The 13,386-nt window shown below is 72.3% G+C and carries 9 protein-coding genes; 7 read left to right on the top strand and 2 right to left on the bottom strand.

The window, feature by feature from the left end:
* Nucleotides 1-29 precede the first annotated feature (29 nt).
* From RM479_RS06495 to RM479_RS06480, 4 genes are all read left to right on the top strand, one after another.
* Nucleotides 30-1,832: a TOMM precursor leader peptide-binding protein gene (locus RM479_RS06495; RefSeq protein ID WP_311510801.1), complete on the top strand. Its 1,803-nt coding sequence runs from the start codon at nt 30-32 to the stop codon at nt 1,830-1,832.
* Nucleotides 1,829-3,133, top strand: coding sequence for a hypothetical protein (locus tag RM479_RS06490; protein WP_311510800.1), 1,305 nt, complete (start codon nt 1,829-1,831; stop codon nt 3,131-3,133). The genes RM479_RS06495 and RM479_RS06490 overlap by 4 nt, the downstream gene beginning before the upstream one ends.
* Before the next feature lie 40 nt (nt 3,134-3,173).
* The gene (locus RM479_RS06485) at nt 3,174-4,892 is read left to right on the top strand and encodes a thiopeptide-type bacteriocin biosynthesis protein (protein ID WP_311510799.1); all 1,719 of its coding nucleotides are present in this window, start codon (nt 3,174-3,176) and stop codon (nt 4,890-4,892) included.
* Between the two features lie 263 nt (nt 4,893-5,155).
* Nucleotides 5,156-6,973 carry an acyl-CoA dehydrogenase gene (locus tag RM479_RS06480; RefSeq protein WP_311510798.1) on the top strand — a complete coding sequence of 606 codons (1,818 nt, stop codon included), beginning with the start codon at nt 5,156-5,158 and terminating at the stop codon, nt 6,971-6,973.
* A gap of 364 nt (nt 6,974-7,337) precedes the next feature.
* On the opposite strand, the gene RM479_RS06475 is transcribed toward RM479_RS06480, so the two are convergent.
* Complete coding sequence (locus tag RM479_RS06475) at nt 7,338-7,697, bottom strand: VOC family protein (protein WP_311510797.1); 360 nt, start codon at nt 7,695-7,697, stop codon at nt 7,338-7,340.
* Nucleotides 7,698-7,942: 245 nt separating this feature from the next.
* Nucleotides 7,943-9,157: an MFS transporter gene (locus RM479_RS06470; RefSeq protein WP_311511016.1), complete on the bottom strand. Its 1,215-nt coding sequence runs from the start codon at nt 9,155-9,157 to the stop codon at nt 7,943-7,945.
* Between the two features lie 638 nt (nt 9,158-9,795).
* Between RM479_RS06470 and RM479_RS06465 the strand changes: the two genes are divergently transcribed.
* From RM479_RS06465 to RM479_RS06455, 3 genes are all read left to right on the top strand, one after another.
* The gene (locus RM479_RS06465; RefSeq protein ID WP_274810702.1) at nt 9,796-10,158 is read left to right on the top strand and encodes a hypothetical protein; all 363 of its coding nucleotides are present in this window, start codon (nt 9,796-9,798) and stop codon (nt 10,156-10,158) included.
* Nucleotides 10,159-10,635: 477 nt separating this feature from the next.
* The gene (locus RM479_RS06460; protein WP_311510796.1) at nt 10,636-12,687 is read left to right on the top strand and encodes a WD40 repeat domain-containing serine/threonine protein kinase; all 2,052 of its coding nucleotides are present in this window, start codon (nt 10,636-10,638) and stop codon (nt 12,685-12,687) included.
* A 196-nt stretch (nt 12,688-12,883) separates the two neighbouring features.
* Nucleotides 12,884-13,372: a GerW family sporulation protein gene (locus RM479_RS06455; RefSeq protein ID WP_311510795.1), complete on the top strand. Its 489-nt coding sequence runs from the start codon at nt 12,884-12,886 to the stop codon at nt 13,370-13,372.
* Nucleotides 13,373-13,386 lie beyond the last annotated feature (14 nt).

Below are 13,386 nucleotides of genomic sequence, written 5' to 3'. Positions count from 1 at the left end.
ACGGGAACCGTGGGGCGGGAGGAGGGCGTATGGACACGGTGGCGTGTGAGGAGGTCCGGGCTCCGTCGCCGGTGGGGGCCACGTTGGCGGAGCCCCGCACCGTCCGGGTCGGCGACGGCGTCCTGTACCTGGGCATGAGCGGCGGGCTGGCGGTGATCGGGCCGTGGACCGCCGATGACGGGACCGGGTGCGCCCGGTGCGCCGGACGGTGGCGACGCGACCTGGAGGGCGACACCTCCCCCGTCGGCGACGAGCCCCCGCTCTTCCCCCTGTGGGCCGATGTCTGGACCGTCCTGACCCGCGCCGCGGCCGATGCCCCCGAGTCGCTGCGGCTGGCGTTGTGGGCGCTGGACTGCCGCACCGGCGAGATCACCCGCCACACGTTCGTCCCCCACCCCCGGTGCGGCCACTGCTTCCCCGACGGGGAGGGCCTGACCGTGCCCGGCGGTCTGGACACGGAGGTCGCGCGCCCGATCCCCGGCGACGCGCTGCGGGTACGGCGGATGGACCGCGCGGAACTGCGCGAACGGTTGCTGGACTTCCGGTTCGGCCCCGCCGCCCATGTGTACCGGGACGAGGAGTCCCCGCTGGCGTTGGTGACCTGCGAGACCGTCTCCCCCGGTCACGCCCGGCGCGAAGGCGGGTACGGCCGCTCCATCCGGTTCGCCGACAGCGAGGTCCCCGCCCTGCTGGAGGGCGTCGAGCGGGTCACCGGCGGCCACCGGCACTCCGGCGCGCCCCGCGTGTGGGGTTCCTACTCCGCCCTGGCCGAGGACGCCGTCGACCCCGCCCGTCTGGGCCTGCACGAACCCGAATGGCACGGCCATCCGGCGTTCGAACCGATCCCCTACACCCCGCACACCCCCACCCACTGGGTGTGGGCCTGGTCCACCCTGGAGGGCCGCCGGGTGCTGGTGCCCGAGCACGTGGCGTTCTGGCACGCCGGCACCGGCGACACCCGCTTCCTGTACGAGTCCTCCAACGGCTGCGCGGTCGGCGGCGACCTGGCCGAGGCCGTCCTGTACGGCCTGTTCGAGGTGATCGAGCGCGACGCCTTCCTGCTCGCCTGGTACTCCCGGACCCGGTTGCGGGAGATCGCCACGCCCGACGACCCCGACCTGGTCCATCTCGTGGACCTGTTGACCGAGCGCGGCCTGCGACTGCGGATCCTGGACCTCACCTCCGACCTGGGCGTGCCCACCGCGCTGGCGACGGTGACCGCACCGGAGGAGGTGGTGCGCGCCGGGACCGCCCCCGCGATGAGCCTGGCCACCGGCACCCACCCGGATCCCCGCCGGGCCCTGATGGCGGCGGTCGAGGAGACCGCCACCAACGCCCTCATGTACCCCAAGTGGGTGCGCATGCGGGAGTCGGTGAACGTCGAGCGCTGTCGCCCCATGCTCGACGACTTCACGCTGGTGAGGACGTTGGAGGACCACACCGGCATGCACGGGCTGTGGGAGGCCCGCCGGCACTGGGAGTTCCTGGAGCACCCGTCCGGGGCCGTGTCGGCGGAGGCGTTCGCCGCCCGGGGCCCGGCGTCGTTCGCGGGGGCCGACCTGGGCGCGATCCTGCGCGAACGCCTGGCGGCGATGCACGCGCTGGGCCTGGACGTCATCGTGGTCGACCAGAGCAGCGCCCCCTACACGGCGGCGGCCGGGGTGCGGTCGGTGAAGGTGATCGTGCCCGGGGCGCTGCCGATGACGTTCGGCCACACCCACCGCCGGACCCGCGGCCTGGAGCGACTGGCCCGGGCGTCCACGTTGTTCGAGGGAGGAGTCCCATGGGAGCGACCCGGCGAGGTCCGTCCGGTTCCGCATCCGTTCCCGTGACGGAGGCGACCCGGGCGCTCGCGGCGTTCCACGCGCAGTCGCACGACAAGGACGTCACACCGGTGGAGACGTTGTTCTTCGGCCCGGGGCTGGGGGACGCGACGCTGCGCGCGGAGTCCGGTCCGCGCGCGCCGTCGGCGGCGCTGGCGGCCCTGCGCGAGGTGGACGCCGCCGGTCCGGCGCTCGCCGGGCCGTGGTCGCCGGGCGCCCGGCTGGCGGCGGCGTGCGTGGAGGCGGTGCGGGTGCGCCGGCTCTCCCCCGCCGACCGGTACCCCGTGCACCGGGCCTACCCGTCGCCGCGCGGGCTGTTCGGCGCCGACCTGTTCCTGGTCTCCGAGGCGGGTGCGGAGGACCCGTGGTGCCTGCGGGTGGACCCGCGCACGCACGCCCTGCGGCCGTGGGGCGCGTCGTCGGTACCGGACGACCTGGAGAGAGCCCTGGCCGGGGCCCGGATGGTGGTGGCGGTGGACCACCGGCGCTACCCGCCCGAGTACGGCCGGTTGCGGCCGTCGTTGGCGTTGCTGGAGGGCGGTCACCTGGCCGCGACCCTCGGGCTGACGCTGGCCCGGGCCGGACTGACGCCCCGCACCGTGTTCGCCCCCGAGGGGACCCCGGTGCCGGAGGGGTTCGCCCCCTGCGCCGTTCTCACCGTGGGGCCGGCGGCCGACGGGGCGGTCGTGATCGACCCGCCGTCCCTGGTCGGGGTCGCCGACGTCGCCGCGCACGGGGCGAGCGGGAGGGGCCTGCGCCGGTGGTTGGACGAGCGCACCAGCGGGGTCTCCTCCGCCAATCTGGTGACCAGCGCGTACGTCTCCCCCGATGACGGCGCGGAGGTCACCGGGGCCCTGGTGGCCGCGCTGGCGGCCTCGGTCACCGCGATACCCGCGGACACGCTGCGGCTGGACCGGATCGTGCTGGTCGAGGACCGGGTGGACGACCGGGTCGCCGTCGAGCTGCGCCCCGACGGCGCCCCGGGGCCGCCCCGCCCGGTGCCGCGCACCGGGGAGACCAACGTGTCGTCCTCGCTCGGCTACACGCTGTCGGTCGACTTCGCCCCGTGGGCGCGCGCCTTCGGCGACCGCGCCCAGACCGCCCTGCACCCCCTGCTGGGGTGGATCGCCCAGTGGGGCTGTCTGGCGGCGGCAGCGACCGGCCTGTGCGCACGGCCCATGCGCAATCACACGGAGTCGGAGTGGGCGGCCGTGCTCGGCCTGGACCCCGGTTCGACCCCCGCCTACCAGCTGTGGGTGCGCGCCGAACGCGGAACCTACCTGGACCTGCCCGTGGACGCCGCACCCTGACCCACCGTCTCCCCCTCCCCCGAACGTCCCGAGGAGATCGATGACCCGCACCTGGTCGGCCGTGTACGTCCACCTGCACCGAGGCCGCGAGAACATCGACGCGTTCCTGCTCGACCACGTGGCGCCCGCCGCCGAGGCGGTGGTCGCCGCGGGGGACGCGCAGGCGTGGTTCTTCATCCGGTACTGGGCGGGCGGCCCCCACCTGCGGGTGCGGTTCCTGAACGCCGCGGCCGAGGCGGTGCGCGGGTTCGCCGAGCACGTGCGCGCGGCGGCGGCGAAGACCTCCGACGACGTCCTGGACGTGGATCCGGCGACCTACTACGCGCGGTTGCCGCAGGCCGACCCCGACGACTGGCACGCCGACGGCGAGGTCGTCGACGCGGTCTACGAACCGGAGACCGCCCGTTACGGGGGGCCCGAGGCGTTGGAGGTGTGCGAGGACTTCTTCTGCGCGAGCACCGCCATCGCCGTGGCCGTCCTGCGGTCCGCGCCCCGGGCCGGGCAACGGCAGGCGATCGCCGCCGACCTGGTGTCGTTGGCGTTCGGGATCCTGGGGTGGGACGACGTGACGGCGGTGCGCCAGGCCCGCGGGTACCACGCCGCCTGGGATTTCTCGGCGGAGGTGGCCCGGGGCGACGACCGGCCCCGGGTGGAGGCCGAGCGGTTGTTCCACTCCTCGCCGTCGCGGTGGCTGCAACGGCGTTCGCTGCTGGAGCGGCTGGTCGCCACCGAGGGGAACAGCACCCACCATCTGTGGACCCGGGCGCTCGGCGACACCGTGGACCGGTTGCGGGCGCTGCACGCCGAACGACCGCTGACCAACGGGATCGATCGGATCGTGTGGTCGCTGGTGCACATGAACCACAACCGGCTGGGGCTGGACATCGACAACGAGCGGCGGATCGCCTGGTTGGCCTCGTTGGCCTACCCGCGCTGGGAGGCGCGGGAGGACTACTTCTCCGACGGGGCGAGCGCGCCCGACCGCGCCTACGCCGAGGCCGCCAAGTACCGGACCGAGGCGATCGCGACCACCCAACTGCCGCGCCCGGTGCCGGTGGAGACGGAGCGTCCCGAGGCGTTCGGAGCGCCGGTCGCGGAGCTGCCGCCGCCGATGCCGCTCACCGCGCCGTTGGGAGAGGTGCTCGCGCGACGGGCCAGCGCCCACGGCGACTACGGGTCCGGGTTGTCGCTCGCGGAACTCTCGTCGTTGCTGGGTCACGCCGCAGGGGTCAGCGCGGAACGGGCCGACGAGCCCGGCAGGCACCGGCCGCCGCGCCGGTACCCCAGCCCGGGTGCGGCCTACGCGACCGAGGTGTGGGCGGTGGTGCGCGACGTCACCGGCGTGGACCCGGGGGTGTACCGGTACCGGCCGGAGGGGCACGCCCTGGTGCGGGCGGACGGGCCGGTGCCGGTGGAGCGGCTGACGGCGCTGTCCCCGTTCCTGCGCCCGTCCGCGGACGGGATGCCCGGCATGGTGACGGCGAGCGCGGGGGCGATCGTGTTCCTGGTGGGCGACGTGGGCCGGTTGCGGGCGGGTTACGGGCAGCGGGCGCTGCGGCTGCTCCTCCAGGAGGCGGGGCACATCGCGCAGAACCTGACGCTGTGCGCGACGGCCCTGGGACTGCGGAGCCTGGTCGTCTCCGGTTTCGTCGACGACGCCGCGCACGCGCTGCTGCACCTGGACGGCATCGACCGGACGGTCATGACCCTGATCCCGGTGGGCGGCGGAGCGGAGGGACCGCGGCCGTCCGCCCCGTGAGAGCGGTGACGGACGGTGACGAACGACGGGCGTCCGATGGCCGGGCGACACACCGACGTTCCGGCCGGGAGCGTTCCCATCCCCACTCGGGAATACTCTGACCCCGTTCCCACCAGGCATTTCGCCACTCTTCCCTGTCCTGCGGGACACAGGTCCCCTACCCCCACTGGCATTGAGCGCTACTCGGTAGTAACATTGACTTGTTACTAGTCGGTAGATCCGCGTGTACAGACACCGCGGCCAGGGACACAGCGGAGCTGTCCATGACGCATTACAAGAGCAACCTGCGCGACATCCAGTTCAACCTCTTCGAGCTGTTCCAGCGCCAGGACATCCTGGGGCAGGGCCCGTTCGAGGAGCTGGACGAGGAGACCGCGCGGACGATCCTGGACGAGATCGACCGCCTCGCGACCGGCGTCATCGCCGAGTCGTTCGAGGACGCCGATCGCAACCCCCCGGTCTTCGACCCCAAGACCAACACCGTCCAGCTCCCCGAGAGCCTGAAGAAGTCCTACCAGGCCTACATGGACGCCGGCTGGTACAACATCGACCTCCCGCAGGAGCTCGGCGGTCTCGGCGCCCCCCGTTCCCTCGTATGGGCCGCGGCCGAGCTGGTCCTGGGCTCCAACCCCTCCATCCACATGTACTCCGCGGGCCCGGGCTTCGCGAGCATCCTCCACTCCGAGGGCAACGAGGCGCAGAAGAGGTTCGCCCGGCAGGCCATCGAGCGCGGCTGGGGCGCCACCATGGTGCTGACCGAGCCCGACGCGGGCTCCGACGTCGGCGCCGGCCGCACCAAGGCCGTGGACCAGGGCGACGGCACCTGGCACATCGAGGGCGTGAAGCGCTTCATCACCTCGGCCGAGCAGGACATGACCGAGAACATCTTCCACCTGGTGCTGGCCCGCCCCGAGGGCGCCGGCCCCGGCACCAAGGGCCTCTCGCTCTTCCTGGTCCCCAAGTACCTGGTCGACGAGGACGGCTCCCTCGGTGAGCGCAACGGCGCCTACGTGACCAACGTCGAGCACAAGATGGGCCTCAAGGCCTCCACCACCTGTGAGCTGACCTTCGGCGACAAGCACCCCGCCATCGGTTACCTCGTCGGCGACAAGCACGACGGCATCCGCCAGATGTTCCTCATCATCGAGTACGCGCGGATGATGGTCGGGACGAAGGCGATCGCCACCCTGTCCACCGGTTACCTCAACGCCCTGGAGTACGCCAAGGAGCGCGTGCAGGGCAACGACCTCGCCGGCGACAAGAACTCCCCGAAGGTCACCATCACCCACCACCCGGACGTGCGTCGCAGCCTGATGACGCAGAAGTCCTACGTGGAGGCCATGCGGTCCCTCATCATGCTGACCGCCACCCAGCAGGACGCGATCCAGATCGCCCAGGCCAACGGTGAGGACCACACCGAACTGGAGGCCATGAACGACCTCCTGCTCCCGATCGTCAAGGGTGTCGGCTCCGAGCGCTCCTACGCGCTGCTGGCCGAGTCGCTCCAGACGCTGGGCGGCTCCGGCTTCCTGCAGGAGTACCCGATCGAGCAGTACATCCGTGACGCCAAGATCGACACGCTGTACGAGGGCACCACGGCCATCCAGGCCCAGGACTTCTTCTTCCGCAAGATCCTGAAGAACGGTGGCCAGGCCCTCGGCACGCTCGTCGGCGAGATCAAGGCCTTCGCCAACAGCGAGGCCGGCAACGGCCAGTTGAAGGAGGAGCGCAAGCTGCTCCTGGAGGCCACCGAGAACGTCGAGAAGATCGTCGAGATCATGGTCGGCCACGCGATGGGCGCCGCCGAGAACCCGCGCGAGCTGTACAAGGTGGGCCTCAACTCGGTCCGTCTGCTCATGGCCTTCGGTGACGTGGTCCTGGGCTGGCTGCTGCTGCGCCAGGCCGAGATCGCCCTGGCCAGGGTCGACGGCGCCGAGGGCGACGACAAGGACTTCTACACCGGCAAGATCGCCGCCGCGCGCTTCTTCGCCGACCAGTTCCTGCCGCGCGTCGCCGCCGAGCGCCGCATCGCCGAGAACGTCACCAACGACCTCATGGACGTTCCCGAGTCCGCCTTCTAGGGCCACACGGGGACCGAACCGCCACACGGAGGGGGCGGGGCCGCGTCGCGGCCCCGCCCCCTCCGTGTCGATCGAACGGTCCTCGAACGCTCCACGGGCCGCCCCGTGACCTCGGCCATCGGCTCGAAGTCCTCGTCCACGTGCGGAAGGACCAACGCCGCCTTCTCGGCCACGGCGGCCACGAGGAGATCAGGCGCTCCGGGAGCGCGATGTCGACCTCTGTCGGCGAGCAGAACCCGAACCCCGACGGCCCGTTCCTCCGTCTCGGGGGTCAGGTACTCGACCGGCATCACCGACAACGGCGGACGCCCCGCGGCGTTCCTCGGATCACCACCGGATCTCGCGGAGAAGCCACTGGTTCCTCTCAGGACTCGGCCCAGACGCCCAACTCGTTGCCCGCCGGGTCGGCGAAGTGGAACCGGCGACCGCCGGGGAAGGCGTAGGGACCCTGGAGGACGCGCCCCCCGGCCTTCTCCACCGCCGCCACCGACGCGTCCAGGTCGGCGGAGAACAGCAGGACCAGGGGGCCGCCGCCGCGGTGCTGCGGCCCGTGCGGGGTGAGACCGCCGGCCTCCCGGTCCCCGGGACCCCGGATGCCCGCGTAGTCGGGTCCGTAGTCGTTGAACTCCCAGCCGAACGCCTCGGCGTAGAAGCGCTTGGACGCCTCCAGGTCGGCGGCCGGGATCTCGACGTAGTCGATGCGGTGGTGCTGAGATGACGTCATACGCCCATCGTGCGCCATCCCACCGACGTTCCCGTTGCTCCGGGCCGTCACCCCGGCGTCGGCGGTGTCCGGACGCAGGGGGGCGTGGTGGTGGCGGCCGTGAAGCCCGGGCGGCGCAGGATGGGTGCGCTGCCCGGGGAGGCGTCCACCCGGAGGTGGCGAACGCCCGGGTCCACGACGACGGAGGAAGGCGCACCGGGACTCCCCGGGCCGCCCCGGAGGCCGGAGAAGGCCGTGTGGGGCCGTCAGGGGCGGCGGAGGATGAAGAGGTACAGGACCGCGGTGGCGAGGATCGTCGTGACGCACATGGGCACGAACGCCACACGGAACGCGTCGGGGCCCTCCGGGAGGGCCTGGAGGACCGCGCCCGCCGCGACGGTGCACACCACGGCCGTCGTGAACCCGCTCATGTTGACCAGACCCGACGCGACCCCCGTGCGGCCCGCCGGGATCCCGTCGCGGGCGAAGTCGAAGGAGATCGTGGGGGCCAGCGTCTGTCCCACGGCGCTCGCCGCCAGGACCGCCAGCCCGACCCCCGTGGGCACCCCGCCGGGCCACACCACCAGGAGCAGCCAACCGAGGGAGAGGACGGTGCCCAGGAAGAGGGCGAGGACCCCGCGCAGCGCCGGGTGGCGGCCGACGAGAGCGCCCACGACCGGGGCCAGCCACAGCGCCCCGGCGGCCAGCGCGGTGAGGGTGAGGGCGGCGGTGCCCTCCACCAGCCCCAGACCGGTGACGAGGAAGGGGTAGCCCCAGAGCACCATCATCATCGTGAAGGGCGCCATCACCGCCGCGTGGTGGGCCATGCCGATGCGCGGCCCGCGCGCGGCCAGGGCCTCCTTGAGCGCGGCCCACACGGGGATGGGGTCGATGACCGTGGAGTGACCGGCGGCGCCGGCCGGGCGGTCGCGCACGACCAGCAGGACGAGCAGTGCCATGAGGACGGTGAACCCGGTCGTGACGAGGAACGCCGCGACCCAGCCGATCCCGCCCAGCGCCCAGGCCAGGGGGGCGGCGCTGGCGACCTGGCCGGTGCCGCCGACGACACCGGTGAGCCCGCTGACGAGGGCGTAGCGGGCGCGGGGGAACCACAGGGCGGCCAGCCGGATGACGTTGAGGAAGACGAGGGCGTCGCCGAGGCCGATGAGGAAACGGCCGGCGATGGCGACCTCGACACCGGGCGCGAGGGCGAACAGGCAGGAGCCCACCGCCATCGCGATCATGCCCATGACGAGGGTGTAACGGGGGCCGAGGCGGTCGGCGAGCAGCCCCGCGGGCACCTGGAGCAGGACGTAGACCAGAAGCTGGAGCATCGGCAGCAGCGAGAGCAGGGCGGGGCCGACGTCGAAGCGTTCCTGGGCCTCCAGGGCGGCGACGCCGAGTCCGTTGCGGTGGAGCATCGCCAGGAAGTAGCCGCCCACGGCGACGCCCCAGACCAGCCAGGCGCGGGCACCGCCCATGGGTTCCTGGGGAGCCTGGCTCCCGGTTGTCCTGTCACCGGATGTCTGAGTCTGGGTCACGGGTGCTTCTCTCGTAGAGGTACGACCTCTCCAGTCTCCTTCAGACGCGCGCGCGCCTATTACACCGGGGTTACCACGAACGCAAAACACCACGCCGGCGGGTGCGGCACAGCCGGACCCGACAAGGGCAAGGAAGGGCGTGAGAAGGGTCAAGGGCCTCCAAGCTGGGCAAAGTCACTTTGAGTGACATCTAGTGCGCTATGCGCTGCTGGAACCGGTGACACTTCCTACAGCAGACCCGGGATTACTCGCGAGTAATCGCTCCCGAAAAAATCGTACACACCATCGATAGACATGCTCTGAACTGCGCATATACAACAACATGCGACCGAGACCCTTTCGTTAAATGTGACATTGGTCACTCTCAGAAGTCTCGACTACCGGGGGTCAGGTGCTGCTAGCATCCGGAGCGCAAAGAATAACTACGAGGTAACGACAACCTCTGAACCTCACCAACTTTGTGGAGGGAAGCCGTCAACGCCCCCAGGGCGGAACGGTGGACCTTGAACCGCCGCAACGTGGCCGCAATCGCCACACACGGTCCGAACCGCGGCAAACGAGACACACTGGAGACGACCTTGAGTCACTGGCGACTGAACAACCCCCGGGTCTCCCGGGTGAAGTCGGCACTTGCCAGACGGGTCAAGCACAAGCCCCGCCACGCGTTCTGCGCCGAGCGCGCGATCACGGCCCTGCTGGGTGAACTCACCGCCTCCACCTCCCGCCAGTTCTACTGGTCGGGGACTTCCGAACTGGCGGTCATGTCGGTGAAGCACGACGTCAACGTGTGGTGCCGCGACGGCCGTTTCTTCTGGAACGACCTCTTCCAGGGCGGGACCATCTCGCACCCCGCCAGCGACCCGGCCGGCGCCGCCGCGATGCTCAACCCCTTCGCCTACTCGCCGGAGCCGTCCTACCGCTCCCAGCCGGTCGCCGCCTGACCCCCTTCCACGATCGGGCGCCCACCCGGTCGTGACGGCGCCGTGGCCCGGCCACGGAACGCCCATCCACACTTCCACGGCCGATCCAGCCGCATCACGCGGCGGGTCGGCCGTCGTGGTGTTCGCCGGCCGACCCGCCTGACCCGGAGCCCCCCCGGGCCGCTCGCACGGCGATCCGCCCCCTGCCGTCCTCACGGGGCCGATCCACCGGCACGACATCTAACGCGGTCCCGTTCGGTTCGCGGTTCCCTCTTTTTCGAACTTTTCTCACTCAGGTGACGTAGGGCCCACAGGCCCCATGGTCGGCACGGAAAGTGACGTGATCGACGCGCAAAGGGACCTTGTGCGAGAAAAGGCATCAGGGGCGACCTTGGTCCCGAATCGTGCCCTAACGGCGATGCCGACGGACTAAGGTGTCCCCTACCCCTCTTCGTCCCGACCGCGTCCTCATCCGCCCCTGGACCCCCCAGAGGACCCATGCGCCCCCTCACCCCCGATGAGCCCGATCGCCTCGGCGGCTTCCGCCTGATCGCCCACCTCGGCTCCGGCGATCTGGGTGACGTGTACCTGGGTGTCGACCCCGAAGGCCGACCCGCCGCGGTGCGTGCCGTGCGCCTCGAATACGCCTCCGATCACGCGTTCCGCACCGGCTTCACCCGTGAGGCCGACGACACCACCCGGGCGCGCGGCCGTTTCATCCCTCCCCTCCTCGGTCACGACCTCGCCGCCGAGCGGCCCTGGTTGGCCACCGGTTTCGTCGCCGGCCCCCGCCTGCGCGACATGGTCGGCCACGGCGGTCCCCTGCCCGGCCCCGCGCTGCGCCTGCTGGCCCGCGGGCTGGCCGAGGCCCTGGAGCACATGCACGCGCAGGGGTGCGTCCACCGCGACCTGTCCCCCACCACCGTCCTCGTGGACGCCACCGGACCGAAGCTCATCGGCCTGGGCATCGGCCGCGCCCTCGAAGGCTCCCCCGTGGGGAGGGGGAGGTCCACCCGGCCACCCGCCTACACCGCGCCCGAATACCTGGCCGGACGGGCCGTCCTGCCGGAGGGGGACCTGTTCTCGCTCGGCGCGGTCCTGCTCTTCGCCGGCACCGGCCGCGTCCCCTTCGGCGAGGGGAGGTCCGCCGAGGTGACCGCCCGGGTCCTGCGGGAACCACCGGACCTGTCCGGGGTTCCCGAGGAGTTACGCGACACGATCGCCGCCTGCCTGGACAAGCTCCCGGAGAACCGGCCCTCGGCGGCACGGCTCCTGGAGGAGCTCGGCGGTCCCCTTCCCGACGAACCCCCCGTGCCCTCCTGGCTGCCGCCGCGGTCACGCGAACCCGTCATCCGGGCCGAGGAGGCCTACCGTTCCGTCGCGGCCCCCACCCTGGGCCCGCTGCCCCCGCCCGGCTTCGATCCCTTCCCCGTCGCGATCCGCGCCACCGGGCCCCGACCGCACGGCCGCGCCCTGCTGCGGGTGTGCGCCCTGGTGTCCGTGCTCCTCCTGTTCGCGGTGCTCGGCGTGTACTCGCTGTCCGGGGCCGAGAAGGAGGCCTCCGGAACCGCGGCCTCGACCTGCTCCCCGCACAACGGACCCTCCGAGACGCTGCCCCCGCCCGAGGCCCCCGAGGCGTCCTTCTCCCCCGACACCCTGGTGGAGCTGGCCTTCTCCCTCGACGGGGCGACCCTGGCGGTCACCACCGGCGACGGGACCACCCTGTGGAACTGGCGCTCCTCGTCCGCCGTGGCCCACGTGCCCAACGAGGCCGCGCCGTTGCCGCCGGCCCCGGCGGCGTTCAGTCCCAACGGGTGCCTGATCGCGCAGGCCTCCCTGCACGGGGCGCTGGTCACCGACCTGTCCACGGGCCGCTCCTGGACGATCGCGGCGGGCCGCACCATCCGCTCGGTGGCGTTCAGCCCCGACGGCGCGGAGTTGGCCCTGGCCATCGACAACGATCCCGACCGACGGTTCCTGCACCTGTACGACACCGAGACCTGGAAGCCGACCACCGCGCTGGCCGGGTCGGGCTCGCTGGGAGCCGTGCGGTACACGCTCGACGGTCGGACGGTGGCGGGTGGCGAGTCCGGCGGCGGCGTCGCCACCTGGCGCGCCCCGGGCGGTGCCCGGATCGGCCTGGTCCGGGACCGCAACGGTGCGGGCGCGGGCGCCTTCGACGTGGTCACGGGCAACGGCGGGGTGCTGGTCATACGCGGTGACCGGGTCCTGTTGATGAACCCCACCATGGATCGGGAGGTACGGGCGTTCGTCCCCGCCGACGACCACGGTGTCCCGGTCGACGTGGTGCACAGCCCCTCCAGCGGGCGGGTCCTGGCCGCCAGGCTGGCACCGCAGACCGACGCGGCGTTCCTGTCGATATGGGACTTCGAGACCGGCGAGCCGGTGCGCACCCCGTGGTCGCCGCCCGCGCTGTTCCCCATCGCGATCTCCCCGGACGGTTCGCGGTTGGCGGGGGTGCGCCCGGAGACCGGGGACATCGCCGTGTACGACATGGGGATGACGCTCATGGGCATCCTGTCCGAATGATCTTCCCGGGTCCGCGTTCGACCGCCTCACGCACGCTTCGTCACCCGACCGCTACATTGACGGGAACACCCTCCCTCTCCCCCTCCACGGCGGCCGTGACCGGGTGGCCGGAACACGCCACGGGAACGGATTCCGTTCCCCGCCGGGGGAGGGCGCTATAGCGTGAAAGTCCGCTTTCGCATTCAGGGAGATCAACATGTCGGAATCCGCCGCGGCACGTCGCGCCGCACGCCATCCGGCCGTGGCCGCGCTGTCCGGACTCATCGAGCGCATCGGCGCGGGGGCGCGGGCCGAGACGGTGTTCGGCGCGCCGGTCACCGAGGGGGCGACGACGGTCGTCCCGGTGGCCCGGGTGGCGTCGCTGACGCTGATGGGGGGCGGTTCCGGACGGCTCCTGGTCTCCGATGGTGACGGGGCCGGCGGCTTCGGCCTGCTGCGGGCCCGCCCCGCCGGGTTCGTGGTGCTGGACGGGTCCGGCGCGCGCTTCCAGCCGATCCGGCAGCCGGTGACGACGCTCGTCCTGCCGCTGGCGGTGATCGGCGCGGTGGTGGCGACCCGCATCGTCGGGGTGTCCCTGCGCGAGGCGCGACGCCGGCGCGGCATCACGGCCAAGGCCGCCATCGCCACGGGCACCGTCGCCACGGCCGAGGAGACGTCGGAGCAGGAGACCGGCGCGCGGGAGTGACCCGGACGGCGGCC

The organism is Nocardiopsis lambiniae, assembly GCF_031845465.1.
Taxonomy (GTDB): Bacteria; Actinomycetota; Actinomycetes; order Streptosporangiales; family Streptosporangiaceae; genus Nocardiopsis; species Nocardiopsis lambiniae.
The sequence above is the reverse complement of the archived record's forward strand: the minus strand, read 5'-3'. Positions and strand labels throughout refer to the sequence as shown.